This window comes from Janthinobacterium sp. SUN118 (assembly GCF_030397695.1).
GTDB lineage: Bacteria > Pseudomonadota > Gammaproteobacteria > Burkholderiales > Burkholderiaceae_D > Janthinobacterium.
In genome coordinates this window covers 391,251-415,857 of record NZ_JAPUBV010000001.1, presented here as the reverse complement: position 1 = coordinate 415,857, position 24,607 = coordinate 391,251, and the positions used below count along the sequence as shown (strand labels likewise).

Here is a 24,607-nt window from a genome sequence, read left to right as displayed (position 1 = left end):
GCCATGAACGCGCGCGACGAAGAACGCAGCGTGCTCGATGCGGCCATGCTGCGCCAGGCCCACGCCAGCGCGCTGGCGCAGGGCCGTCCGCAAATGGCCGTGCTGCAGGAAACGGCGGCCCTGCCGCCCGAAGTCTTCCTGCGCCAGCTGGCCGCCCTGTTCCGCTACCCGGCCTGGACGATGGCCGAGCTGCAGGCTGGCCTGCCCGCCTTCGCGCTGCTGCCTTACACGGATTGCGCCCAGCACGACTGCGTGCTGATGCAGCCGCCCGCCGCCGGCGCATCGCCCGTGCTCGTCATCGGCAATCCTTTCGCCGACGACCTGCTGCAATGGGCCGACTTTGCCCTGCGCACGCCATTCACGGTGGCGCTGGCCCACCCGGACGACCTGGCCGCCTACCTGCAGCAGCAGGAAAGCGTGCAGCAGGCGATGCAGGAAATGCAGCATGGGGACGACGTGCCGGGCCTCGACCAGAGCATCGAGGACATCTCGCTGATCCGCATCAGCGAAGACAGCAGCCCGGTGGTGAAACTGGTGAACTCCACCATCTACGACGCCCTGAAATTCCAGGCCAGCGACATCCACCTCGAGTGCGACGTGGCCAGCCTGGTCATCAAGTACCGCGTCGACGGCGTGCTGGTGCAGGCGGGCCAGGTGCAGGGACTGGCGATGGCCGAGCAGATCATCTCGCGCATCAAGGTGATGGCGGATCTCGACATCGCCGAGCGGCGCATCCCGCAGGATGGCCGCTTCAAGGTGCGCGTGAAAGGGGCGGAGATCGATTTCCGCGTCTCCATCATGCCCAACATCTTTGGCGAGGACGCCGTGCTGCGCCTGCTCGACCGGCGCGCGCTGACGGAGGCGGCACAGGCGCTGCGCCTGGAAAGCCTGGGCCTGAACGAGGACGCCATCGAGCAGATCCGCCGCCTGGCCGCCAAGCCGCACGGCATGCTGCTGGTGACGGGGCCCACCGGTTCCGGCAAGACCACCACCCTGTATGCGGCCATCACGGAAATCAATACGGGGCGCGACAAGATCGTCACCATCGAAGACCCCGTCGAATACCGGCTGCCGCGCGTGCTGCAGATCCCCGTCAACGAAAAGAAGGGGCTGACGTTCGCGCGCGGCCTGCGCTCCATCCTGCGCCACGACCCCGACAAGATCATGATCGGCGAGATCCGCGACGACGAGACGGCGCAGATCGCCGTGCAGGCGGCGCTCACGGGCCACCTGGTGTTTACCACCGTGCACGCGAATAACGTGTTCGACGTGGTGGGCCGCTTCCTGCACATGGGCGTCGACGCCTACAGCTTTGCCGCGGCCCTGAACGGCATCGTGGCGCAGCGCCTGCTGCGCCTCAATTGCGCCCATTGCGCCGTCGATGCGACAGCGGAAACGCTGGCCGACACGTCCCTGCTGCAGGCCAGCGGCCTCGATGCCCAGCGCGTGCAGGACTGGCAGTTCATGGCCGGCAAGGGCTGCGGCCACTGCCGCGGCACCGGCTACAAGGGCCGCAAGGCCGTCGCCGAAGTGCTGATGCTCAGCGACGCCATGCGCGAAATGATCTGCACGCGCGCGCCGCTGAGCCAGATGAAGGAAGAGGCGGCGCGCAACGGCTTCCGCCTGGCGCGCGAGGCGGGCATGGACCTGGTACGGCGCGGCGAAACCACTCTGACGGAGCTCAATCGTGTCACTTATTGAACGCGTTACCCGAGCCACGGTATGTCTGCACCTGGCGCCGCACGGGCTGCATGGCGTGCTGCGGCGGGCCGGCCGCCCGCTGCCGGACAGCGCCTTCCAGCTGCCGATCGAAAACCCGGACGCCAGCTGGGAAGTGGCGCTGGCGGCCCTGAACCGCTGGCTGGAACAGGACCAGGCAAAATTGCCGCTGGCCGTCAGCCTGGCCAGCCGCTGGTGCGCCATGCAGGTGGTGCCGTGGAGCGGCGCCCTGCTGGCCCAGGCCAGCGCGCAGCGTTTCCTGCACAGCCAGTTCGGCGCCGTGTATGGCGACGGCGCGCGCGCCTGGCGCCTGGCGGCCGACGATGCGCCTTACGGCAAGCCGCGCCTGGCCTGCGGCATCGACGCCGCGCTGCTGCAGGGCGTGCAGGATGCGGCCGGCGCGCATGGCCGGCGCTGCCTGTCCATCGAACCGATCGTCGGGCCGGCCTGGCGCAGCATCGCCAGCGCCAGGCCGGCCGGCGGCAAGCTGACCGCCTTCGCCCTGGTGGAGGCGGGACGGCTGCTGCTGGCCACCAGCAGCGGCGGGCGCATTGCCGCCATCCACAGCCAGCCTTGCGCCGAGGCCTGGGGCGATGAATTGGAACGGGCGTGGCGGCGCTGGAACCTGCGCGCGCCACAGCTCGACGCCATCGAACGCGTGGCGCTGATCGACTTGAGCGGCATGCCGCAGGCGGACGTGCCGGCACGCTTCGAGCCCGTCGCCGTGGCCAGCGCCGCGCACCTGATGCGGGAGGCGGCATGGGCCTGAGCCGTCTCGAATTCCTGCCGCCTGGCGCGACGCAGGCGTTTTCCGGCTGGCGCGTGGCGCTGTGCCTGACGGGCATCGCCGTCCTGCTGCCGGCCACCGTGCTGTGGCTGGTGCAGGCGCAGGAAACGCGGCGCCTGGAAGCGCAACTGGCGCAACTGCAGCCCGCGCGCGCGGTGCGCCCGCCGCTGTCGGCCAGCCAGCAGCGCGAGCGCGACATCGAACTGAAACTGGTGGCCACCGCCGTGCGCCAGCTCAACCTGCCCGTCACGCGCCTGATCAAGACGGTGCAGCCGCCACGCGACGTGCGCATCGCCCTGCTGGGGCTGGACCTGAATGCGCAGCAGGGACAGGATGGCGCCAGCGCCCTGAAGATCGCCGCCGAAGCGGAAACGCCGCAGGACATGCTCAATTACCTGGCCTTCCTGAACCAGCAGCCGATGTTCAGCTCCGTGTACCTGCTCAAGCACGAAATGAACGCCAACGCGCCGGAACACCCGTATCGTTTTCAACTGGAGGCGCAATGGCGGCAATAAAACCCGTATTCAAAGCCAATACGCCGCTGGCTCGTCCACGCCTGCAACTGCGCATGCCGCCGCGTCTCGCATGGGAAGCGGCGCGCCTGGGGCGCAGGCTGGGCTGGCCCAGCGCCATCGGCGCGGCCTGCCTGGCGCTGGCCGCCTTCGCCGTGCAGCAAGGCGGCGCACTGGCGGCGCGCCAGCAGCAGCTGGCGGCACAGCTGGCGACGGCCGCCAAACAGGCGGCGCTGCCGCAGGCACCCGCCAGCACGGACGGCGACGCCGACAGCCTGGCCGCCTTCCATGCCTACCTGCCGGCGCATGACAGCATCCCCGAGCAGCTGCAGCAATTGCTGGCCGTGGCGCAGAAGAGCGGCGTGACCCTCGCCAAGGCCGACTACAAGCCGCAGGAGGACGGCAACATGGCGTTCCTGCGCTACCAGATCACGCTGCCCGTGAAGGCCGAATACATGCAGCTGCAAACCTTTATCGTCGACGCCTTGCAGGAATTGCCTACCTTGACCCTCGACTCCGTGATCTTCAAGCGCGAACAGATCGAAGCGGGAGAAATCGAGGCGCGCATACAGTTCATCCTGCTGGTGAAAAAGCCGGAGGTGCGGCCATGAAAAAAGTCGTGCTGGCCGGCGCCGCCGTGGCGACCTTGCTGGCCGCCCTCTTCGCGCCGGAAGACGAAGGCAGCATCGTCGGACCGGCCACCGCCACCACGCGCCAGGTGGAGCGGGTACCGGCGCCGCTGCCGCTTGCCGTGGCCGCGCCACCCGCTCCCCCGTCCGCGCTGGCCATCCATCCGCGCCGCGCGCTCGACGATGAAGAGGCGGCCACCCTGTTTGCCAAGCAGAGCTGGCAGCCGGAGACGCCGAAAAAGATCATGCTCGACCAGCAGGCCGCCAAGGCTGCGCTGCCTGCGGCGGCCGTCGATGCAAATGCGCCGCCACCCTTGCCGTTCCAGTTCCTCGGGCGCTTTGTCGACGAAGGCAAGGCCGCCTACTTCCTGCAGGCGGGCGAACGCAATGTGGTGGCGCGGCCCGGCGACATGCTCGAGGAGCGCTACCGCTTCGACGGCGTGGTGCAGGGCGCCCTGCAATTTACCTATCTGCCGCTCAACCAGAAACAGACACTCGCCGTAGGGGACCTCAATTGAAACGATGCGCGCCACGTATGCCACGCAGTCTTGCTTTGCTGCCCTTGCTGTCCCTGCTGGCCGCCTGCGCCGGCAACCAGGCTTTTAACGACGGCCAGGCCATGCTGGGCGCCGGCCGCACGGAACAGGGACTGGCCCTGCTGGAGCAGGCGGCGCAGGCGGAACCGACCAACGCCAAGTACCGCATCGCCGTCACGAATGGCAGGATGCGCGCGCTCAATAGCCTGAACGGCCGCGCCGACGCGCTGCGCCAGCAAGGCAGCCTGCCCGAGGCGCAGGCGCTGTACCGCCAGGCGCTGGCGCTGGACGCCAGCAACGACGTGGCGCAGCGGGGCCTGGCCGGCGTGGCGCAGGATGAGCGCCACCGCAAGCTGGTGCAGGAAGCGCAGGCCAGCTACCAGCGCGGCGGCGAGGCGAATATCGCCCAGGCGCAGGACACCTTGCGCCAGGTGCTGCAGGAGCGTCCCGCCCAGCACGACGCCTTGCTGCTGAAAGCCCGCATCGGCGAGGCGCAGGCGAAAAGCCTGCCGGCCGGCGGCAAGCTGGCGGCGGCCTACCGCAAACCCGTGACGCTGGAGTTTCGCGATGCGCCGCTGCGCTCCGTCTTCGACTTCATCAGCAAGGTCTCGGGCCTGAATTTCGTCTTCGACAAGGAAGTCGACCCCGCCCTGCGCGCCACCATTTCCGTGCGCGACACCAGCATCGAGGAAGCCATCGCCATGCTGCTGGGGGCCAATCAGCTCGAGCAAAGCGTCACCAGCGACAAGTCGATCACGATTTACCCGAACACGCCGCAAAAGGTGAAGGACTACCAGCAGCTGGTGGTGCGCACCTTTTTCATCACCAATGCCGACGTCAAGACCGTGGCGTTTTCCATCAAGACCCTGCTCAAGGCCAAGGACGTCGTTACCGATGAACGCCTGGGCATCATCATGCTGCGCGATACGCCGGAAATGGTGCGCATGGCCGAACGCATCATCAACGTGCAGGACCTGGCCGACCCGGAAGTGATGCTCGAGGTGGAGGTGCTGGAAGTGAAACGCACGCGCCTGATGGAGCTGGGCGTGCGCTGGCCGGACCAGGCCAGCCTGACACTGGCCGGCGTCGGCAGCGGACTCGGTGGCTTGAAGGTGGCGGACCTGCACCGCATCAATGGCGACAATATCAACCTGGGCATCGGCGGCGTTACCCTGAATGCCAACAAGACCGACAGCGACAGCAATATCCTGGCCAATCCGCGCATCCGCGTGCGCAACAAGGAAAAGGCCAAGATCCTGATCGGCGACCGCGTGCCCGTCATTACCGTCACGACGAATAACGGCGTCAGCTCCGACAGCGTCAATTACATCGACGTGGGCCTGAAGCTCGACGTCGAACCGAATGTCTACCTGGACGACGAAGTGGCCATCAAGATCAACCTGGAAGTGTCGAACGTCGTCAAGGAAGTGATCAGCAAGACGGGCACGCAGGCTTACCAAATCGGCACGCGCAGCGCGTCGACCGTGCTGCGCCTGAAGGATGGCGAGACGCAGGTGCTGGCCGGGCTGATCAGCGACGAGGACCGGGGCACGGCCAACAAGGTGCCCGGCGTGGGCGAGCTGCCCGTGCTGAACCGCCTGTTCGGCAGCCAGAAGGACGATGCCATGCGCAGCGAGATCGTGCTGTCGATCACGCCGCGCCTGCTGCGCAGCATCCGCAGGCCGGACCTGATGACGGCCGAATTCAATTCCGGCACCGAGGCGGCCGTGGGCGGCCGCGCCAGCGTGGGCGGCGCCGCGGAAGCCGTCGCCGCGCCCGAGCAGGCAGCGCCGCGCACCGTCTCCCCCATGACGGGGGGCGACGAAGCGCCTGCCGGCGACAAGCCTGCCGTCACGCCCAGCGCCACCGTCAAGGGTGGCCAGTGAAGCGGCATGGTCTTCAGCCTGGCTTTACCTTCATCGAGCTGATGATCACCCTGGCGATCATGGCGACCCTGGCCACGGTGGCCGTGCCGATGGCGCAGGTGGCGCTGCAACGGGCGAAGGAGCACGAATTGCGTTCGGCCCTGATCGAGATCCGCGAAGCCATCGACGCTTACAAGCGCGCGTCCGACAACGGCCGCATCAAGCTGTCGCTGGGAGGATCGGGCTATCCGAAAAAACTCGATGAACTGGTCGAAGGCGTGCCCGACCAGCGCAGCCCGTCCAAGCAGAACATCTATTTCCTGCGCCGCCTGCCGCGCGACCCGTTTCACGCAACAGGCACGGATGGCCAGGCCGGCAGCGCCGCCGACAGCTGGAGCAAGCGCGCCTACGCTTCGCCACCCGACAATCCCAGCGAAGGCGAGGACGTGTTCGACGTCGCTTCGCGCTCGACCAAGGTGGGCCTGAACGGCGTGCCGCTCAACGAATGGTGACTGCCATGCGCCTGCCCTCCCCGCGCCGCCCCCGCGGCTTCACCCTGGTCGAACTGCTGGTGGTGCTGGCGATCATCTCGCTGCTGCTGACGATCGCCATTCCCCGCTATTTCGGTTCCGTGGAAAAGTCGAAGGAAGTCGCCCTGAAGGAAAACCTGCAGGTGCTCCGCAGCGGCCTGGATAAATACTATGCCGACAAGGGGGAGTATCCGGCCGCGCTGGCCGACCTCGTGACCCACCATTACTTCCGCAGCGTGCCGCTCGATCCCGTCACCGAGTCCAGCGCCACCTGGCAGCTGGTTTCCTCGCCCAATGGCGAGATCAGCGGCGTGGCCGACGTGCGCAGCGGCGCCAAGGGCAAGACGCGCGAGGGCATCCCCTTTGAACAGCTCTAGGAAAATGCGGCGGCGGGCAGCAGGCTTCGCCTACATCTGGACCCTGATGCTGGTGGCCTTCATGGGCGTGGGCCTGGTGCTGGCCAGCGAACTGCATGCCACGGCCGCGCGGCGCGACAAGGAACGCGCACTGCTGTTCATCGGCCATGAATTCCGCAATGCGCTGGGACGCTACTATGAAAGCACGCCCGATGACGGACGCCCCCGCTATCCGCTGACCATGCAGGAATTGCTGAAGGATCCGCGCTTCGCCAACGCCCGGCGGCACCTGCGCCGCCTGTATGCGGACCCCGTCACCGGCAAGGCGGAATGGGGCCTGCTGCGGCAGGAGGGACGCATCGTCGGCATCCATTCGCTGTCGCCGCAGCTGCCGGTCAAGCAGGACAACTTCCTCGATGAAGACGCCAGCCTGCGCCGCAAGCAGCGCTACGCGGACTGGCAATTCACCTATCCGCACGACCTGGTTCTGACGCCGCCCGATGCCGCCGGCGGCGCGCCCGGGCTCAAGCCGAAAGCCCCGAACTGATATCATGCTCGCTTTCAGCATCGCGCATCGCACAAAGGAGCAGGCATGAGCATAGGTGGCACTTCCATCGAACAGGCATTGGCATCGTTGTCGGACATGACAGGCGGCATGGTCGCCATCGGCAAGGACGAACACGCGCAACGCATCGGCAAGGCGCAAGCCTATATGCGTGAACAGGGCATCGCCGCGATCTATCTGAACGCGGGCGCCAACCTCACCTACTTCACGGGCACCAAATGGTATGCCAGCGAACGCATGGTGGGCGCCATCCTGCCGGCCAGCGGCGAGATCGAATACATCGCTCCCGCGTTCGAGGAAAGCACCTTGAAGGGCTTCATGCTCATCGAAGGCAAGGTCAATTGCTGGGAGGAGCATGAAAGCCCGTACCAGCTGTTCGTCGACGTGCTGGCCCGCATGGGCGTGGCGCAGGATGTGGCCAGGCCGCCGCGCGTGGGCATTTGCGAAAGCGCAGCCTTTTTCATCTACGACGGCATCAAGCCGCTGGCCGCCGGCTACGCGCTGGAAAACGCGCGCGCCGTGACGGCATACTGCCGCAGCCGCAAGTCAGAGGCGGAAATCGCCTTGATGCAGCGCGTGATGGACATGACCCTGGCCGTGCACGTGGCCACGGCCAGCATGCTGTACGAAGGCATCACGACGGTGGAAGTGGAGGAATTCATCCAGCGCGCGCACCGCAAGGTAGGCGCGCCGCGCTCCTACTTCTGCATCGTGCTGTTCGGCGAAGCCACCGCCTACCCGCATGGCGTCAATTACGTGCAAACGCTGAAGGCGGGCGACACGGTGTTGATCGACACGGGTTGCCAGGTGATGAACTACATCTCCGATATCACGCGCACCTATGTGTTCGGCGCCATCAGCGAGCGCCAACGCTCCGTGTGGAACAGCGAAAAGGCGGCGCAGGCCGCCGCGTTTGCCGCCGCCCGGCTGGGCGTTCCCTGCGGCGACGTCGACCGCGCCGCCCGCGTCTCGCTGGAGGCCGACGGCTTTGGCCCCGGCTACAAGCTGCCCGGCCTGCCGCACCGCACGGGCCACGGCATCGGCCTCGACATCCACGAATGGCCTTACCTGGTCGGCAATGACACCACGCCGCTGGACGTGGGCATGTGTTTCTCGAACGAGCCGATGATCTGCATCCCCGGCGAATTCGGCATCCGTCACGAAGACCATTTCTACATGACGGAGAATGGTCCGCGCTGGTTCACGCAGCCGGCGCACAGCATCGACGATCCGTTCGGCCTGCAGGCGTAGTCCAGGTGTTGGATTACGCTGCGCTAATCCAACCTACGCCATGCCATGCAGGTCAAGCTGGTATCACCGCAATGTCAGGTAGGTCGGATTAGCGCCCTGCGCGTAATCCGACACAGCGCTCACTTGCGCCAGCTTGAACACGGCCAGCGCCGTGCCCAGTTGCACGGCCTGTTCCTGCAGCGATTCGGCCGCCGCCGATGCTTCCTCCACCAGCGCGGAATTTTGCTGCGTCATCTGGTCCATGCTGCCGATGGCCACGCCAATGTCGCCGATACCGGCGCTCTGCGCCTGGCTGGCGGCGCTGATCTCGGCCATGATATCGGCCACCTTCTTCACCGAATCGACGATCTGGCCCATGGTCAGCCCCGCCTCGTCGACCAGCTTCGAGCCGACATTCACCTTCGCCACCGAGTCGCCGATCAGCTGCTTGATTTCGCGCGCCGCGCCGGCGCTGCGCTGCGCCAGGTTGCGCACCTCGGAGGCCACGACAGCAAAGCCGCGGCCCTGTTCGCCCGCGCGCGCCGCTTCCACGGCCGCATTCAGCGCCAGGATGTTCGTCTGGAAGGCGATGCTGTCGATGACGCCGATGATGTCGACGATGCGCTTCGATGAGTCGTTGATCTCGCCCATGGTGGTCACCACCTGGCTGACCACTTGCCCGCCCTTGACCGCCACCGAGGACGCCGACACCACCAGTGCGTGCGCCTGGCCCGCGTTGGCGGCGTTGTCGCGCACGGTGCTTGTGAGACTGTCCATGCTGCGGGCCGTCTGATCCAGGCTGCCCGCCTGCGATTCCGTGCGTGCGGCCAGGTCCGCATTGCCCTGCGCGATTTCGGCACTGGCTACCTGGATGGTTTCGGCCGACGCCTTGATGTCGGAAACCATGCCGCCCAGCTTGCCGCGCATGTCCTTCAAGGCCGCCAGCAGGCTGGCCTGGTCGCCCGCCTCGGTGGCGATATCCATCGAGAGGTCGCCGTCGGCCACGGCGCGCGCGATCTGGCGCGCGTATTCGGGCTCGCCGCCCAGCTGCTGCCAGATGGCGCGCACGACGAAGTGCGAGACGGCCACCAGGCAGACGATGACGATCAGCGCCACGGCGATGCTGGTATTGAGCGCATTGCGCACGTTGGCTGCGCTGCGTTCGATGCCCTGCTTGAACTGCGATTGCGCCTGCTCGTTGGTCTTCGCCAGGTCCGTATTGAGCGCCGCCAGCGCGCCCTGCATGCGCGCCACGGTGGCTTGCGGGTCGCCCTCTTCCATTTCCAGCATGATGCGCGCCGCGCTCAGGGCCGGCGCATAGTAGGCATCGAATTCCCTGGCCAGCCGCAGCCCATGCTCGCGCTGGCCGGGAATCGCGGCAAAGGAATCGAGCTTCGCGCGCAGCTTGACGGCCTGGCCATCGACCTGGGCGATGCGCTCCTTGTCGCCTTCGCTGACGGCGTCGCGCAAGGCGTCGCCGACGGCGGCTACGTCCAGGGTCAGCGACTTGGCCATGTCGAGCACGGGATAGTCCACGCTTTCGGTGGCGTGAATGGAATTGAGCGCGGCCGTGGACAGATAGGCGCTGACCGCCAGTCCCAGTCCGAAAATGATGGCCGAGACGACAGGCAGCGCCCATATCTTGCGTTTGATGCTCATTGCTGTCTCCTGATGTTATCTCGTGCAAAAGACGGCATGCGTCGCCGCATGCCGCCATGACGGCCTTATGGCGTCGTCAGCACCACTTTCACCGTGCCGTCGACGGCACTTTTCTCGATATAGCCGATGGCTTTCGGATCGGCGGCGACGGCCTTCTTCACGTCGGCGCTATTCGCCACTTCCTTCGGCAAGGTGGCCTTGCCCGTGAAAACCAGCTTGGACCACAGGGCCTTCGCCTGCGACGGTTCCTTGTCCGTCACTTTCTTGTAGAACTCGGCGCGCACGGGGGCGCTTTCCGGCTGGTCGATCGGCGTCATGGCCGTCGATTTACCGAGAAAGAACTGGGCCACCTGTTCATTCGTCATGGCCGCTGCGGCACTCTTCGTATTGACCACCACGACCACTTCGGCCATGGCCGGAACGGCGATCGCCAGCGCCAGCAAGGCAGCCACATTCACAATCATTGGTTTCATGCGGCGCTCCTTAGAAAACGAAATCGATGGCGGCGGCAGCCACCGTGACGGGGCCGTGGAAGCCTGGCTTGGCTTGCACGAACAGGCCCTGGCCATTTTTCGGCTTGATGCGGTCGATCTGCACTTTCAAGGCGGCCGAGCGGTGGAAATCCCAGCGCACGCCGATGCTGTCCGTCGATTGCTCCAGCTGATTGCGCGTGTTGGCCATGGTGTCGACGCCGGCCGCCAGCGCGCGCAGGGTCGGCGTGCAGGCGGCCGGGTAACCTGGCGGACACGCGGCAGGCACGGTGTTGTTCACGCGTCCATCGGCCTTCAGGCTGGCGTGGCTGTAGTACGGCAGGAAAGCGCCGATACGGTAAGCGGCCATCACGTACCACGAGGTGCTGTCGCTGACATAGCTGTCCGTCTTGCGCTTCGCATATTCGGACTGCAGCAGCACATTGTTCCAGTCCAGGCCCAGGCCGACGGACGTAAACGACGCTTTCTTGTCCTTCACCACCAGCGCATCGGCCAGGGCGCCCAGCTGGGCGAACTTGTAGCCGGAACCGGCCGCGCGCAGGCTGGCAATCAGGGTATTCTGGCTCGGCGAATCGTCGATGGTCAGCTTGGTCTCGGCGCGGCCGAAACGCACGGTGACCGGGCCATGTTCGGCCACCACATTGAGGGCCACGATGGACTTGCCCTTCACATGCACGGTCGAATCGGGTCCCGTCGCCAGGGTCGCCTTGGTGCTGCCCAGCGCCAGCTGCGTCGTCACGCTGGTGTCGCCCGCGCTGAATTGATACGTGCCGTCGATGCCGTCGATGCTGTTGAGCGGCACCTGCGAATACATCTCGCCGGGCGGACGCAGCATGGTGTTGGCATAGCCCACGTTGCGGTAATCGGAGATCATGAAGACGGGCAGGCCCATGCGGCCAATGCGCACGCTGAAGCTGTCCGACACCTTGGCCTTGGCGAAGGCCCAGGCCAGTTCGGCGCCGAAATCATCTTCGCCATCCTTGCGCGCCAGGCCTTGCGCGGTGGCCGACAGCCACGGGTTGACGGTGACGCTGGCCTGCAGGCCCAGGTTGGAATCGACGCCCGTGCGGGCGCTGCGGCCCGCGCCGCTGGCCTGGTTGGGACGCGCAAACTGCGCGCTGTCCGTATCGGCCATGGTCAGCGCGGCCGTGCCGTAGCCGCTGATCTTGACGGTGGGGCCGCTGGCGGCATCTTCGGCGTAGGCATGGCTGATAGCCAGGGGCATGGCCAGCAGCAAAAGCAGGACGTGTTTATTCATAGTAATCAAATACCCGTAGCGGAGAACGTTAATCGTGGAGTGGACTCGCGGTCGAAGGTTCACCGGCCGTGACAGACCGGGTCCATTTTTTGCACGCCGCCATCGCCGTGCATCGGGTGCATGGCAGCGTGACCAGTGAGTCAAACCATGCTACAGAGAAAAGGTTTTACTTTGGAAAGTTTTCCTGAGGCAATGAGCCATTTCGCCGTTTTTGCAGGAAAAAGCACGCTTTCTAGAGGAGATTTTCTAAATAGCACGCCGCGTGAAACCACACTTTATCCCTATTTTTCATACACTTATGGATAATTCAAGACAAAAATAACGGAGCGCTGCATGAATCGCGCGGCGCCCATAAAAAAACGCCGCCCGCGCGAATATCGCGGGCGGCGCCGGTCAAACCAGTCCTGCCTGAGACGCTTACTCGCGCTTCGAGACGAGCGTCAGGATATCGTAGCTGGCCACCAGTTCCTCGTTCTGGTTGGTCACCTGCACGTCCCATGCAACGACGCCCTGGCCCACGCCAAACACGTCCTTGCGGTTGCGGTCGACCTTGCGCTTGCAGGTCAGGCGCGCGCGGATGGTGTCGCCGATGGCGACGGGCGCGACGAAGCGCAGGTTGTCCAGGCCATAGTTGGCCAGCACGGGGCCGACACCGGGCGAAACGAACAGGCCGGCGGCGGCCGACAGCACGAAGTAGCCATGGGCGATGCGCTTGCCGAACTGCGATTCCCTGGCCGCGATCTCGTCGAAGTGCATGTAGAAGAAGTCGCCCGAGATGCCGCCGAAGGCGACGATGTCCGCTTCGCTGACCGTGCGGCGGTGCGTGAGCAGCGAGTCGCCCGTCTTCAGGTCCTCGAAATGCTTGCGGAACGGGTGGATCGGGCTTTCATTGACGTCCGCGCCGCGCACGTATTCGCCGGTGATGGCCGCCAGCATGGTCGGTGAACCCTGTACCGCCGCGCGTTGCAGGTAGTGGCGCACGGCGCGCACGCCGCCCAGCTCTTCGCCGCCGCCCGCGCGGCCAGGGCCGCCATGCTTCAGCTGTGGCAGGGGCGAGCCATGGCCCGTCGAATCGACGGACGCCACGCGCTCGAGCACATGCACGCGGCCATGCGTGGCCGCCACTTGCGGCACCACGCGCGCGGCGATCTTCGGATCGCGCGTCACCAGGGTGCTCACCAGGCTGCCCTTGCCGCGCGCGGCCAGCGCCAGCGCCTCGTCGATATCCTTGTAGCCCATCATGGTGCTGACGGGGCCGAACGCTTCCAAGTCATGCACGGCATCGTTGCCGAAGGCGTCGCGGCACAGCAGCAGGGTCGGCGAGAAGAAGCTGCCATCCTGCGCGCCATCGCCCAGGGGATTGAAGCCGTCGGCTGCGCCGAACACCACTTCATTGCCCTGCGACAGGGTGGCGACACGTTCGGCCACGTCGTTCTGCTGCTCTTTCGAAGCCAGCGCGCCCATGCGCACGCCTTCGATGGACGGGTCGCCCACCACCACCTTGGCCAGGCGCTCGCGCAGCCGCGTGCCGACGGCGTCCATCAGGTGCTCGGGCACGATGATGCGGCGGATGGCCGTGCACTTCTGGCCCGACTTGCCCGTCATCTCGCGCACGACTTCCTTGACGAACAGGTCGAACTCCACGTCGTCTGGCGTGACGTCCGGCGCCAGGATGGCGCAATTGAGCGAATCGGCTTCGCCATTGAACGGCACGGACTGGGCGATCAGGTTCGGATTCGTGCGCAGCTTGGCGGCCGTGGCGGCCGATCCCGTGAAGGTGACGAAATCCTGGCCATTCAGGCGGTCCAGCAAGTCGCCCGTGGAGCCGATCACCAGCTGCAGGCTGCCGGCCGGCAGCAGGCCCGATTCGTGCATCATGCGCACGACGGCCTGCGTCAGGTAGCTCGTCGCCGTGGCCGGCTTGGCGATGCAGGGCATGGCGGCGAGAAAACTCGGGGCGAATTTTTCCAGCAGACCCCAGATGGGGAAATTGAAGGCGTTGATGTGCACGGCCAGGCCGCCGCGCGGCACCAGGATGTGCGTGCCGGCGAAGCCACCTTTTTTACCGAGCGCGATGGCCGGGCCTTCGTGCAGCACGTTCGACGACGGCAGCTCGTTGCTGCCCATGCTGGCGTAGGCGAACAGGGTGCCCGTGCCGCCTTCGATATCGACCCAGCTGTCGGCGCGCGTGGCGCCCGACAGGTGCGAGATCGCATACAGTTCTTCCTTGCGTTCGACCAGGTACAGCGCCAGCGCTTTCAGGCGCGCGGCGCGCTGCTGGAAGTCCAGCGCCATCAGGCCCGGCACGCCCGTCTTGCGGGCATAGGTGACGGCTTCGTCGAAATCGATCTTTTCCGCGTGCGTGTGATAGATGACGCGGTTGTTCAAGGCGCTGTGCAGGGGCACGGCGGCGCTTTCGCCCAGCCAGCGGCCGGCGATCAGGCTTTGCAGCGTGGATATTTGAGCCATGGATACTACTCCTATGTTGGTTTACTGCGTGCTTACTGCGCTGCGGCGTTCTTGTGCAAATGCAGCGGCAAGGCCGATTCAAAATTCAGGCGCTGGCGGTTCGCCTCGACTTCCGTCAGGGCTTCCACTTCGCGCATCGTCTGCATGGAGCGCACGGCCAGCTCATGGTACTGGCCGGTGCCCGAGCTTTTCCATTTGATTTCATCGTCGGTCAGCGCGCGCATCACCTTGGCCGGCGTGCCGACCACCATGCTGCGCGGCGCGACGATCATGCCCGCCTTGACGAAACTCATGGCCGCAACGATGGATTCCTCGCCGATGACGGCGTTGTCCATCACCACGGCGTTCATGCCGACCAGCGCATTGCGGCCGATGCGGCAGCCGTGCAGCACCGCGCCGTGGCCGATATGGCCGTCGACCTCGACCACCGTGTCGCAGCCGGGGAAACCGTGCATGACGCAGGTGTCCTGCAGATTGGCGCCTTCCTCCAGGATCAGGCGGCCGAAGTCGCCGCGGATCGAAGCCAGCGGGCCGATATAGCAGCGCGGGCCGACGATCACATCGCCGATCAGCACCGCGCTCGGATGCACATAGGCGCTGGGGTGGACGACGGGGGTGACGCCGTTGATTTCATACACTTTGACCATACAGACTCCTTACATGCCCAGATAGGCGCTTTGTACCTGCTCGTTATGCAGCAATTCGGGACCGGGGCCGGACAGCGTAATGGCGCCCGTCTCGATCACATAACCGACGTCGGCGATCGACAGGGCCGCATGCGCATTCTGCTCGACGAGGAAGATGGTGATGCCCTGGTCGCGCAGCTCCGCGACGATGCGGAAGATTTCCGCGATCAGCAAGGGCGCCAGGCCCATGCTCGGCTCATCGAGCAGCAGCAGTTGCGGACGGCCCATCAGCGCGCGCGCCATGGCCAGCATCTGCTGCTGGCCGCCAGAGAGCGTCCCGGCCAGCAGGCCGCATTTTTCCTTCAAAATCGGGAACAGGCCGTACATGCGCTCCATGTCGCCCGCCACGTCCTGCGCGGGGCGCGTAAAGGCACCCAGGCGCAGATTATCCTCGACCGTCATGGGGCCGAACACCTGCCGCCCTTCCGGCACCTGGCAAATGCCGGCGCGCACGCGCCTGTCGGCGCTCATGCGGCCCACGTCCTGTCCGGCAAAGGCGATGCTGCCGGCGCTGATCGGCTGCACGCCGGAGATGGCGCGCAGCAGGGTCGTCTTGCCGGCGCCATTCGCGCCCACCAGCGCCACCAGCTGCCCCTGGCGCACCTGCAGGTCGATGCCGTGCAGGGCCTGGATGCGGCCATAATGGCTGGTGAGTCCCTGGATATCGAGTACCAGCGACGATTGCTTGTTGAGATTCTCCTGCATCATGCCGCCACTCCCAGATACGCCGCCACCACGTCGGGATTCGCGCGCACTTCGGCGGCGGTTCCCTCGGCCAGCTTCTTGCCATAGTCGAGCACCAGGATATGGTCCGACAGATTCATCACCAGCTTCATGTCATGCTCGACCAGCACCACCGTCACGCCCGACTGCGCCACCTTGCGTATCAGCGCTTCGATCTCGCCCGTCTCCGTGTGGTTCAAGCCGGCCGCCGGCTCATCGAGCAGCAGCACCTTCGGCTTGGCCGCCAGCGCGCGGGCGATCTCCAGGCGTTTTAACGCGCCGTACGACATCTGCCCCGCCTCGTCGTCGATATGCCGCCCCACGCCGACAAACTCCATCAGGCCCGCCGCCTCGTCGCGGCACGCCGCATCGGCACGCCGCACGGAAGGCAGGCGCAGCATGGAGGCGAACAGGTTCTGGTTCAGGCGCAAATGCGCGCCCACCATCACGTTGTCGATGGCCGTCATGTTCATGCACACCTGCAGGTTCTGGAAGGTACGGCTCATGCCGCGCCGCGCCAGCGCGTCGGGCGGCATGGCCGCCACGTTTTCGCCATTGAGCAGGATTTCTCCCCTGGTCGGCGTGTAGACACCGGTGATCAGGTTGAACAGGGTCGTCTTGCCGGCGCCGTTCGGCCCGATCACGGAGTGGATATTGCCCTCCTTGACCGTGAAGCTGACATCCTGCACCGCGTGCACGCCGCCAAAGCTCTTGCTCAGATTCTTAATCGTCAGCATTTCATACCTCCTGCGCCGGTGGTTTTGCCGCGCCTTCGGAGGCTTTGGGTGCCTGCGGCACCGCTGCCCACTTGCGCGAGCGGCTGGCCAGGCTGGGCACGAGGCCTTTCGGCATGAAGATCATGGTGGCCATCAGGATCACGCCAAACACCACCGTTTCCCAGCCCTCAAAACTGGACAGCAGCTGCGGCAGGACCGTCAGCAGGGCCGCGCCGATGATGGAGCCGAAGATCGACGCCATGCCGCCCACCACCACCATCGTCACCAGCTCGATCGAGTGGAAGAAGCCGGCCAGGTTGGGGGTAATAAAACCGATGTAGTGGGCGCTGATGCTGCCCGCGATGCTGGCGATCACCGCCGACAGCACGAACACGCGCACCTTGAAGCGCGTCGTGTCGACGCCCACCACGCGGGCCGCCACTTCCGAACCGTGGATGGCCTGCAGCGCGCGGCCGACCGGCGAATCGATCAGGTTCAGGGCCAGCCACGTGACCAGCAACAGCAGCACGGCGCACACGATGTACCACGATTTTTCGCCGGCGATTTCCAGGCCGGCCACCGTGAAGGCGGACACGCCGATGCCGTCCGGCCCACCCGTCCATTGCGTCTCGTTGTTGATGACGATGGAAATGATGATGCCCAGGCCCAGGGTCGCCATGGCCAGGGTATGCCCCTTGAGTTTCAGCACGGGACGGGCCAGCAGCAGGGCCAGCAAGCCCGTGGCGACCGCTCCGGCGGCCAGCGCCGCCAGCGGCGGCCAGCCATAGTGCGTGGTCAGCACGGCAGACGCATACGCGCCCAGGCCATAGAAACCGGCGTGGCCCAGGCTGATCTGGCCCGTGTAGCCCATCAGCAAGTTCAGGCCGATGACGACGATGGCATTCAGGGCGATGCGGATCGCCACGTCATAGTAGAACGCATTGCTGAGGAAAAGCGGCAGGATGGCCAGCACGAGTGCCAGTACCAGCAGCCCGCCATGGCGCGAACGGCTAAAGAAAGTTGGCAACTGCGTCTTCATACACGCTCCGAATTTTTGGCGCCAAACAAGCCTTGCGGCAGGAAGAACAGGATCAATAGAATCAGCACGAAGGGCACGGCGTCCTTGTACGCCGACGAGATATAGCCGGCCGTCATGGCTTCGGCGATGCCGAGGATCAGGCCGCCGGCAATCGCACCCGCGCCGCCGCCCAGGCCACCCAATACGGCGGCGACAAAGCCTTTCAGGCCCAGCATGATGCCCGCGTCGTACGAGGTGTAGGTGATCGGCGCGACGAGGATGCCGCCCGCGGCGCCCAGCAGGGCCGACAGGCCGAACGAAAACAGCAGCACTTTGCGCGTGTTGATGCCCACCAGTTGCGCGGCCAGCTTGTTGTGCGAGGTGGCCAGCATGGCCTTGCCCATCAGGGTGCGGCCGAAGAACCAGCCCAGCACCAGCACGATGACGACGGTCACGCCCAGCACCCACAGGCTTTGCGGCAGCAGGCTGGCGCCCAGGAATTCGATCGGCGCGTCGCCGGAAAAGGCCGGCAGCGAATGCGTATCCTTGCCCAGCCAGATTTGCACGAGGCCGCGCAGCACCAGCGAGGCGCCGATGGTAATGATCAGCAGCGTGATGACCTGCGCGTTCTGCGCCGGCTCGATCACGGTTTTTTCCATCAGGAGGCCGACCAGGCCCGTGGCGATGACGGCCAGGATGATGGCCAGCGGCAGCGGCACGCCGGCGGCCGACATCACGGCGGCCAGCATTCCGCCCAACATGATGAATTCGCCCTGGGCGAAGTTGATCACGCCACTGGTGTTGTAGATGATGGTGAAGCCCAGCGCCGCCAGCGCGTAGGCGGAACCGACCGTCATCCCGGAATACAGAAATTGTAGAAATTGAGCGACTTCCATGGTGTCTCCATTATGTTCGGCTACGCGCGGGCCACCTTCGAGGGCGGCCTCGCGCAGGTACTTCCGGCTTACATTATTTCGACAGTTGCCATTCGCCGTTCTTCACTTCGACCATGCGGAACGCCGACAGGTCCAGGCCCATATGGTCTTTCGCCGACATGTTGAACACGCCCGTGGTGCCGACAAAGCCCTTGGTCTGCTCCAGCGCCGCGCGCACTTTTTCGCGGTCCGTGCCGCCGGCGCGCTTGATGGCGTCCACCGACAGGTTCAAGGCGTCGAGCGCATAACCGCCGAACGTCGATGGTTCGATCTTGTAGCGCTCCTTGTAGGTCTTGTCGTAGCCGACGACGACGGCTTTCTGCGCATCGCTGTCGGGCAGCATGGCGCCGATCAGCAGGGCCGGCGTCGGCAGGCGCACGCCCTCGGCGGACTTGCCCGACAGTTTCAGGTACTCGTCGGAGGCCACGCCATGCGACTGGTACAGCGGCAGCGCAGCCATGCCCAGCTGGCCGTAGTTCTTGGTGACCACGGCAGGGCCCTGGCCCAGGCCGAAGACGAATACGGCTTGCACGCCCTTGGTATTCTTGATGCGCGTCAGCTGCGCCGTGATGTCCGTGTCCTTCGGACCGTAGGTTTCATCGGCCACCAGGGTGATGCCATACCTGGAGGCGACGATCTGCGATTCCTTGCGGCCCGAGGCGCCGAAGCCGCTCGTTTCCGACAGCAGGCCCACCTTGCTGATGCCGCGCTTCTTCATGTCCTCGAACACTTTTTCGGCCGCCATGCGGTCCGTGTGCGGCGTCTTGAAGACCCATTTCTTCACCGGATCGATGATGACCACGGCGCCCGCCAGCGAGATGAACGGCATGCTGGCACGGTCCACCAGCGGCGCCATCGCCATCGTCGCGCCCGTGGTGGTACCACCGATCAGCACATCGACCTTGTCCGACTCGATCAGGCGCTTGGTAAAGCCGTTGGCCTTGGCCGCATCGCTGCCATCGTCGTAGTGCACGAGTTCCAGCTTGCGTCCCAGGACGCCGCCGGCCGCGTTGATCTTCTCGATGTACAGCTGCAGGGTTTTCAGTTCAGGGTCGCCCAGGAAGGCGGCCGGCCCCGTGACGGACAGCACGGAACCGATCTTGATATTCTCGGCCGCGTACGCGCCCGCGGCAGACATGGCCAGTACGCCGGCGATCAGGGTTTTCTTGAAGATATTGGCAATCATTGTGGTCTCCACCAGGTTGGCACTGCGGTCAATGTATGGTCGGCGCTTTTTTACAAGCCTGCGCCTTTTTTTGTTTTTACTTTGTTATACGCGTTCGATCACGACGGCGATACCCTGCCCCACGCCGATGCACATGGTGCACAGCGCATAGCGCCCGCCCGTGCGCTCGAGCTGGTTCAGCGCGGCCATCACGAGGCGCGCGCCCGAGGCGCCCAGCGGATGGCCGATGGCAATGGCGCCGCCATTCGGATTGACGTGCGCGGCATCGTCGGCCAGGCCCAGGTCGCGCGTGACGGCCAGCGCCTGCGCGGCAAACGCCTCATTGAGTTCGATCACGTCCATCTGTTCGATGCTCAGGCCCGTCTGCGCCAGCACCTTGCGCGAGGCCGGCGATGGACCGAAGCCCATGATGCGCGGCGCCAGGCCGGCCGTAGCCATGCCCAGCACCTTCGCGCGCGGCGTCAGCTTGTATTTGTCGATGGCGGCCGCGGACGCCAGCAGGATGGCGCAGGCGCCATCGTTCAAGCCCGAGGCATTGCCGGCCGTGACGGTGCCGTCCGCCTTGACCACGCCCTTGAGCTTTGCCAGCATCTCCAGCGAGGTGTCCGGGCGCGGATGTTCGTCGCTGGTGACCATTTTCGGATCGCCCTTTTTTTGCGGCACGGCGACGGGCACGATTTCGCGCTCGAACACGCCAGCCGCGTGGGCGGCCGCCCAGCGCTGCTGGCTGCGCAAGGCCAGAGCATCCTGGTCGGCGCGGCTGATGCCAAATTCCACGGCCACGTTTTCCGCCGTTTCAGGCATGGTGTCGATGCCGTACTGCGCCTTCATCTTGCCGTTCACGAAACGCCAGCCCAGGGTGGTGTCTTCGATTTTCGCCGCGCGCGAGAACGCGCTGTCGGCCTTGCCCATGACGAAAGGCGCGCGCGTCATGCTTTCCACGCCGCCGGCGATGATCAGTTCCGCCTCGCCCGCCTTGATGGAGCGGGCAGCCATGCCGACGGCATCCAGGCTGGAGCCGCACAGGCGGTTGATGGTATTGGCGGGCACCACATCCGGCAAGCCGGCCAGCAGCGCGGCCATGCGGCCCACGTTGCGGTTGTCTTCGCCCGCCTGGTTGGCGCAGCCGTAAAATACGTCGTCGATGGCGGACCAGTCGACGGACGGGTTGCGCGCGATCAGCGCGGCGATCGGCAGCGCGCCCAGGTCGTCGGCGCGCACGCCGGAAAGCGCGCCGCCATAGCGGCCGAAGGGCGTGCGCACGGCGTCACAGATAAAAGCGTCGTTCATGTTTGTCCTTGTTCTGTCTATTTTGTCTGATCAGGAGAAAATCTTCGGGCGCTGGTCGATCACGCGCCGGGCCTTGCCCGTCAGCGTGCGTTCGATGCCGGAAGCGGCCACCAGGCGCACGCGCGTGCTCACGCCCACGTGTGTCTTGATGCGGTGCTCCAGCTCGCGCGCCAGGGCGTCCGTCTCGCTGGCCGAGATGGTGGACGTCAGGTCGATGCGCAGCTCGGCGATGACTTCGAGCTTGTCGAGATGGCCGTCGCGCGTGACCACCAGCTGGTATTGCGGCGCCAGGCGCGGCATCTTGAGGATCAGTTCCTCGATCTGCGTGGGGAAGACGTTGACGCCGCGGATGATCAGCATGTCGTCCGAACGGCCCGTGATCTTGCCGATGCGGCGCATCGAACGCGACGTCGGCGGCAGCAGGCGGGTCAGGTCGCGCGTGCGGTAGCGGATGATGGGCAGCGCCTCTTTCGACAGCGACGTAAATACCAGCTCGCCCTCTTCGCCATCGGGCAACACTTCGCCCGTTTCCGGATCGATGATCTCCGGATAAAAGTGGTCTTCCCAGATGACGGGGCCGTCCTTGCTTTCGATGCATTCGGATGCCACGCCAGGACCCATCACTTCGGACAGGCCGTAGATGTCGACGGCGTCGATGCCGGCGCGCGCCTCGATTTCCGAACGCATGGCGTCCGTCCACGGCTCGGCGCCGAAAATCCCCACCTTCAGCGACGATTCGGCCGGGTCGAGGCCCTGGCGCGTGAATTCCTCGATGATGTTGAGCATGTACGATGGCGTGACCATGATGATCGATGGCTTGAAGTCCTGGATCAGCTGTACCTGTTTTTCCGTCTGCCCGCCGGACATCGGGATGACCGTGCAACCGAGGCGCTCGGCGCCGTAGTGCGCGCCCAGGCCGCCCGTGAACAGGCCGTAGCCGTAGGAGATATGCACCATGTCGCCGGCGCGGCCGCCGCCGGCGCGGATCGAGCGCGCCACCACATTGGCCCAGGTGTCGATGTCGTTCTGCGTATAGCCGACCACCGTGGCCTTGCCCGTGGTGCCGCTCGAGGCGTGGATGCGCACCACCTGCTCGCGCGGCACGGCGAACAGGCCGAATGGATAATTGTCGCGCAAGACCTTCTTGTCCGTGAACGGAAACCTGGCCAGGTCCGCCAAGGACTTCAGGTCATCCGGATGCACGCCCGCCGCATCGAAAGCGGCGCGGTAATGGGGCACGTTGTCATAGGCGTGCCTGAGCGACCATTGCATGCGTTCGAGCTGCAGCGCCTGCAGTTCATCCTTGCTGGCGCGCTCGATCGCTTCCAGGTCATTCGGGGCGGGATAGCGTTGGACCATCATTGTCTCCTAATCGGTTCTTCAATTTTTCAAATCAGCTGCGGCAGTTCAAACCTGCTCTTGTGCTACTTCAAGCGCTAATGACTTCGCCGGCCACGCGGATGGACTTGCCGCGAAATAGCGCGATCGCGCGCCCTTCCTGGTTGCTGACCTTGACGTCATAGACGCCGCTCTTGCCCGCCAGCGCCTGCTCGACGGCATCGGCCGTCAGCACATCGCCTTCGCGGCCCGGCGCCAGGTAGTCGATGGTGCAGCCGGCGCCCACGGTGTTCATGTTGTAGCTGTTGCAGGCGAAGGCAAAGGCGCTGTCTGCCAGGGCAAAGATAAAGCCGCCATGGCAGGTCTGGTGGCCGTTGAGCATGTCGGCGCGCACCGTCATCGTCATGCGCGCATAGCCCGGGCGTACTTCGGCCAGGGCGATGCCCATGGCGGCGGTGGCGTTATCGCGCGACAGCATGGACGCGGCAGAAGCTTCGGCCAGGGCCTGGGCGGTCAGGTTGCGATCTTCATTCGACATATCATTCGGCATGAAACGGTGCTCCATTGGCGAGTTTGCGGCGCAGCAGCGGCGAGACGCGGTAACGGTCCTCGCCATAGCCCTGCGCCAGGTTGTGCAGCACGGTCACGATGTGGGCAACGCCCACCTGGTCGGCCCAGGCCAGCGGTCCGCGCGGGTAATTGACGCCCTTCTGCATGGCGATATCGACGGCGGCCACGGTGCACACGCCCTGGTTGACGGCGTCTGCCGCCTCGTTGGCCAGCATGGCCACGGTGCGCATGACAGCCAGGCCAGGCACGTCGTCCAGGCGGGTCACGATGAAACCGGCGGCCTGGAACAGGCCCACGGCAGCCGCATAGGCCGCGTCGCTGCACTGGTCGGCGCGCGCCACGGCGATGCGCTTGGCAGCGGCGTAATCGAGTGCCAGGTCGAACAGCACCGTGTCCGGATGCTGGTTGTCGTGCGCGCGCTGGGTGGCGCTGCGCCCGTCGGTAAGGTAGATCGCGGCGCCGTTGCAATGCAGGGCGGGCGCTTCATCGCATGTTTCGCCTTCCTGCACGACGCGGCGGCTGACAGTGAGGCCGGCGTGCTCGAGGCGCTGCACCAGGCTATGCACAATGCCGCTGTGGCCACGCCCGTCGCTGCCGATGGCCGCCGAGATGGCGACGAACTCCGGCTTCGGCTGCGGACCTTCCGCCTGCGCCACGGGAGCGGCCGCGCTTTCGCCGTATGGGTAAAAGCCGCGGCCCGATTTGCGGCCCAGGAAGCCCGCGTTGACCATTTCCTGCTGCAGCACGGACGGCGTGAAGCGCGGATCGTTGAAATAGGCGCCGAACACGGATTGCGTGACGGAGAAATTCACGTCGTGACCGATCAGGTCCATCAATTCGAAAGGCCCCATGCGGAAACCGCCCGCTTCGCGCAGCACGGCGTCGATGGTGGCGGCATCGCCCGCCTGTTCGTTCAGCAAGCGCCAGCCTTCCGCGTAGAACGGACGGGCGACCCGGTTGACGATGAAGCCCGGCGTCGATTTCGCATGCACGGGGTTCTTGCCCCAGGCAATCGACGTATCGTAGACGGTGGCGGCGACTTGCGCGCTGGTGGCCAGGCCACTGATCACCTCGACCAGCGCCATCAAGGGCACCGGGTTAAAGAAATGCATGCCGACCAGGCGTTCCGGGCGGCGCAGCCTGGCGGCAATCGCCGTAACGGAAATCGACGAGGTATTCGTCGCCAGGATGCAGTCGTCGCTGACCACCGCTTCAAGCTCGGCGAACAGGCCCCGCTTGACGTCGAGGTTTTCCACGATGGCTTCCACCACCAGGGAAGCGTCAGCCACGTCGGCCAGGCTGCCCGCCGCCTGCAGGCGCGCCGTGGCGGCCGCCGCGTCGTCAGCCGTCATGCGGCCCTTTTCGGCCAGCTTCGCATACATCTTGCCGATATCCAGCAAGGCCTTGCTGACGGCTTCCGCGCGCGTGTCGTACAGCTTTACGCGGTAGCCGGCGGCAGCGGCCACCTGCGCGATGCCGGCGCCCATGGCGCCGCTGCCGATGACGGCGACAATGCTGTTGTGTGCCAATGCGGTCATA

At 65.5% G+C, this 24,607-nt stretch carries 24 protein-coding genes; 10 read left to right on the top strand and 14 right to left on the bottom strand.

Going from position 1 to position 24,607, the window contains the following annotated elements; genetic code table 11:
* The first annotated feature begins 3 nt into the window (after positions 1–3).
* From O0880_RS01960 to O0880_RS01915, 10 genes are read left to right on the top strand one after another with little or no spacing between them, the layout of a single operon-like run.
* Entirely contained in the window at positions 4–1,701 is a 1,698-nt protein-coding gene (locus O0880_RS01960) for a GspE/PulE family protein (protein ID WP_289884766.1), read from the top strand.
* Positions 1,688–2,488 carry a hypothetical protein gene (locus tag O0880_RS01955; RefSeq protein WP_289884765.1) on the top strand — a complete coding sequence of 267 codons (801 nt, stop codon included), beginning with the start codon at positions 1,688–1,690 and terminating at the stop codon, positions 2,486–2,488. Before O0880_RS01960 ends, O0880_RS01955 begins: the two co-directional genes overlap by 14 nt.
* Entirely contained in the window at positions 2,479–3,021 is a 543-nt protein-coding gene (locus tag O0880_RS01950) for a hypothetical protein (RefSeq protein WP_289884764.1), read from the top strand. The genes O0880_RS01955 and O0880_RS01950 overlap by 10 nt, the downstream gene beginning before the upstream one ends.
* On the top strand, positions 3,009–3,629 hold the full coding sequence (pilO, locus tag O0880_RS01945) for a type 4a pilus biogenesis protein PilO (protein WP_289884763.1): 621 nt from the start codon (positions 3,009–3,011) through the stop codon (positions 3,627–3,629). Before O0880_RS01950 ends, pilO begins: the two co-directional genes overlap by 13 nt.
* Positions 3,626–4,165, top strand: a complete 540-nt coding sequence (locus tag O0880_RS01940) for a hypothetical protein (RefSeq protein ID WP_289884762.1) — start codon at positions 3,626–3,628, stop codon at positions 4,163–4,165. Before pilO ends, O0880_RS01940 begins: the two co-directional genes overlap by 4 nt.
* A gap of 17 nt (positions 4,166–4,182) precedes the next feature.
* A complete protein-coding gene (locus tag O0880_RS01935) occupies positions 4,183–6,069 on the top strand; it encodes a secretin and TonB N-terminal domain-containing protein (RefSeq protein ID WP_289884761.1) in 1,887 nt (628 codons plus the stop codon).
* Positions 6,066–6,560, top strand: a complete 495-nt coding sequence (locus tag O0880_RS01930; RefSeq protein WP_289884759.1) for a type II secretion system protein — start codon at positions 6,066–6,068, stop codon at positions 6,558–6,560. Before O0880_RS01935 ends, O0880_RS01930 begins: the two co-directional genes overlap by 4 nt.
* A gap of 5 nt (positions 6,561–6,565) precedes the next feature.
* The gene (locus tag O0880_RS01925) at positions 6,566–6,955 is read left to right on the top strand and encodes a type II secretion system protein (protein WP_289884758.1); all 390 of its coding nucleotides are present in this window, start codon (positions 6,566–6,568) and stop codon (positions 6,953–6,955) included.
* Positions 6,942–7,481 carry a type II secretion system protein gene (locus O0880_RS01920; RefSeq protein WP_289884757.1) on the top strand — a complete coding sequence of 180 codons (540 nt, stop codon included), beginning with the start codon at positions 6,942–6,944 and terminating at the stop codon, positions 7,479–7,481. The genes O0880_RS01925 and O0880_RS01920 overlap by 14 nt, the downstream gene beginning before the upstream one ends.
* Positions 7,482–7,526: 45 nt before the next feature.
* A complete protein-coding gene (locus O0880_RS01915) occupies positions 7,527–8,750 on the top strand; it encodes a Xaa-Pro peptidase family protein (RefSeq protein ID WP_289884755.1) in 1,224 nt (407 codons plus the stop codon).
* 63 nt (positions 8,751–8,813) lie between these two features.
* On the opposite strand, the gene O0880_RS01910 is transcribed toward O0880_RS01915, so the two are convergent.
* The 14 genes from O0880_RS01910 to paaH all read right to left on the bottom strand — a co-directional run bounded on the left by O0880_RS01910 (position 8,814) and on the right by paaH (position 24,606).
* Entirely contained in the window at positions 8,814–10,388 is a 1,575-nt protein-coding gene (locus tag O0880_RS01910; RefSeq protein ID WP_289884754.1) for a methyl-accepting chemotaxis protein, read from the bottom strand.
* Between the two features lie 65 nt (positions 10,389–10,453).
* Positions 10,454–10,861: a hypothetical protein gene (locus O0880_RS01905; protein WP_289884752.1), complete on the bottom strand. Its 408-nt coding sequence runs from the start codon at positions 10,859–10,861 to the stop codon at positions 10,454–10,456.
* Positions 10,862–10,871: 10 nt separating this feature from the next.
* Positions 10,872–12,137, bottom strand: a complete 1,266-nt coding sequence (locus tag O0880_RS01900; protein WP_289884751.1) for a hypothetical protein — start codon at positions 12,135–12,137, stop codon at positions 10,872–10,874.
* Between the two features lie 417 nt (positions 12,138–12,554).
* Positions 12,555–14,606, bottom strand: coding sequence for a phenylacetic acid degradation bifunctional protein PaaZ (paaZ, locus tag O0880_RS01895; protein ID WP_289884750.1), 2,052 nt, complete (start codon positions 14,604–14,606; stop codon positions 12,555–12,557).
* A gap of 32 nt (positions 14,607–14,638) precedes the next feature.
* Entirely contained in the window at positions 14,639–15,253 is a 615-nt protein-coding gene (gene paaY, locus O0880_RS01890) for a phenylacetic acid degradation protein PaaY (RefSeq protein WP_071321940.1), read from the bottom strand.
* 9 nt (positions 15,254–15,262) lie between these two features.
* Positions 15,263–15,997 (bottom strand): ABC transporter ATP-binding protein, encoded by a 735-nt coding sequence (locus O0880_RS01885; protein ID WP_289887268.1) that lies wholly within the window; start codon positions 15,995–15,997, stop codon positions 15,263–15,265.
* Positions 15,997–16,752, bottom strand: a complete 756-nt coding sequence (locus tag O0880_RS01880; protein ID WP_289884749.1) for an ABC transporter ATP-binding protein — start codon at positions 16,750–16,752, stop codon at positions 15,997–15,999. Before O0880_RS01880 ends, O0880_RS01885 begins: the two co-directional genes overlap by 1 nt.
* Position 16,753: 1 nt before the next feature.
* The gene (locus tag O0880_RS01875; RefSeq protein ID WP_289884748.1) at positions 16,754–17,770 is read right to left on the bottom strand and encodes a branched-chain amino acid ABC transporter permease; all 1,017 of its coding nucleotides are present in this window, start codon (positions 17,768–17,770) and stop codon (positions 16,754–16,756) included.
* Positions 17,767–18,645, bottom strand: a complete 879-nt coding sequence (locus O0880_RS01870) for a branched-chain amino acid ABC transporter permease (RefSeq protein WP_046684305.1) — start codon at positions 18,643–18,645, stop codon at positions 17,767–17,769. The genes O0880_RS01875 and O0880_RS01870 overlap by 4 nt, the downstream gene beginning before the upstream one ends.
* A 73-nt stretch (positions 18,646–18,718) precedes the next feature.
* Positions 18,719–19,870: an ABC transporter substrate-binding protein gene (locus O0880_RS01865; RefSeq protein ID WP_289884747.1), complete on the bottom strand. Its 1,152-nt coding sequence runs from the start codon at positions 19,868–19,870 to the stop codon at positions 18,719–18,721.
* Positions 19,871–19,954: 84 nt separating this feature from the next.
* Positions 19,955–21,160, bottom strand: a complete 1,206-nt coding sequence (pcaF, locus tag O0880_RS01860; RefSeq protein ID WP_289884746.1) for a 3-oxoadipyl-CoA thiolase — start codon at positions 21,158–21,160, stop codon at positions 19,955–19,957.
* Positions 21,161–21,190: 30 nt separating this feature from the next.
* Entirely contained in the window at positions 21,191–22,519 is a 1,329-nt protein-coding gene (gene paaK, locus O0880_RS01855; RefSeq protein ID WP_071326197.1) for a phenylacetate--CoA ligase PaaK, read from the bottom strand.
* A gap of 70 nt (positions 22,520–22,589) precedes the next feature.
* Positions 22,590–23,048: a hydroxyphenylacetyl-CoA thioesterase PaaI gene (gene paaI / locus O0880_RS01850; RefSeq protein WP_232251031.1), complete on the bottom strand. Its 459-nt coding sequence runs from the start codon at positions 23,046–23,048 to the stop codon at positions 22,590–22,592.
* Complete coding sequence (paaH, locus tag O0880_RS01845) at positions 23,038–24,606, bottom strand: 3-hydroxyacyl-CoA dehydrogenase PaaH (protein ID WP_289884745.1); 1,569 nt, start codon at positions 24,604–24,606, stop codon at positions 23,038–23,040. Before paaH ends, paaI begins: the two co-directional genes overlap by 11 nt.
* Position 24,607 lies beyond the last annotated feature (1 nt).

Excerpts from the sequence above, each read along its gene's own strand:
- pilO (WP_289884763.1), top strand. The coding sequence starts at position 3,009 with ATGGCGGCAATAAAACCCGTATTCAAAGCCAATACGCCGCTGGCTCGT.
- pcaF (WP_289884746.1), bottom strand. The coding sequence starts at position 21,160 with ATGAACGACGCTTTTATCTGTGACGCCGTGCGCACGCCCTTCGGCCGC.
- O0880_RS01885 (WP_289887268.1), bottom strand. The coding sequence starts at position 15,997 with ATGCAGGAGAATCTCAACAAGCAATCGTCGCTGGTACTCGATATCCAG.
- O0880_RS01875 (WP_289884748.1), bottom strand. The coding sequence starts at position 17,770 with ATGAAGACGCAGTTGCCAACTTTCTTTAGCCGTTCGCGCCATGGCGGG.
- O0880_RS01915 (WP_289884755.1), top strand. The coding sequence starts at position 7,527 with ATGAGCATAGGTGGCACTTCCATCGAACAGGCATTGGCATCGTTGTCG.
- O0880_RS01925 (WP_289884758.1), top strand. The coding sequence starts at position 6,566 with ATGCGCCTGCCCTCCCCGCGCCGCCCCCGCGGCTTCACCCTGGTCGAA.
- O0880_RS01960 (WP_289884766.1), top strand. The coding sequence starts at position 4 with ATGAACGCGCGCGACGAAGAACGCAGCGTGCTCGATGCGGCCATGCTG.
- O0880_RS01865 (WP_289884747.1), bottom strand. The coding sequence starts at position 19,870 with ATGATTGCCAATATCTTCAAGAAAACCCTGATCGCCGGCGTACTGGCC.
- paaY (WP_071321940.1), bottom strand. The coding sequence starts at position 15,253 with ATGGTCAAAGTGTATGAAATCAACGGCGTCACCCCCGTCGTCCACCCC.
- paaH (WP_289884745.1), bottom strand. The coding sequence starts at position 24,606 with ATGACCGCATTGGCACACAACAGCATTGTCGCCGTCATCGGCAGCGGC.
- paaZ (WP_289884750.1), bottom strand. The coding sequence starts at position 14,606 with ATGGCTCAAATATCCACGCTGCAAAGCCTGATCGCCGGCCGCTGGCTG.
- O0880_RS01940 (WP_289884762.1), top strand. The coding sequence starts at position 3,626 with ATGAAAAAAGTCGTGCTGGCCGGCGCCGCCGTGGCGACCTTGCTGGCC.
- O0880_RS01905 (WP_289884752.1), bottom strand. The coding sequence starts at position 10,861 with ATGAAACCAATGATTGTGAATGTGGCTGCCTTGCTGGCGCTGGCGATC.
- O0880_RS01900 (WP_289884751.1), bottom strand. The coding sequence starts at position 12,137 with ATGAATAAACACGTCCTGCTTTTGCTGCTGGCCATGCCCCTGGCTATC.
- paaK (WP_071326197.1), bottom strand. The coding sequence starts at position 22,519 with ATGGTCCAACGCTATCCCGCCCCGAATGACCTGGAAGCGATCGAGCGC.
- O0880_RS01880 (WP_289884749.1), bottom strand. The coding sequence starts at position 16,752 with ATGCTGACGATTAAGAATCTGAGCAAGAGCTTTGGCGGCGTGCACGCG.
- O0880_RS01950 (WP_289884764.1), top strand. The coding sequence starts at position 2,479 with ATGGGCCTGAGCCGTCTCGAATTCCTGCCGCCTGGCGCGACGCAGGCG.
- O0880_RS01910 (WP_289884754.1), bottom strand. The coding sequence starts at position 10,388 with ATGAGCATCAAACGCAAGATATGGGCGCTGCCTGTCGTCTCGGCCATC.
- O0880_RS01935 (WP_289884761.1), top strand. The coding sequence starts at position 4,183 with ATGCCACGCAGTCTTGCTTTGCTGCCCTTGCTGTCCCTGCTGGCCGCC.
- paaI (WP_232251031.1), bottom strand. The coding sequence starts at position 23,048 with ATGCCGAATGATATGTCGAATGAAGATCGCAACCTGACCGCCCAGGCC.
- O0880_RS01870 (WP_046684305.1), bottom strand. The coding sequence starts at position 18,645 with ATGGAAGTCGCTCAATTTCTACAATTTCTGTATTCCGGGATGACGGTC.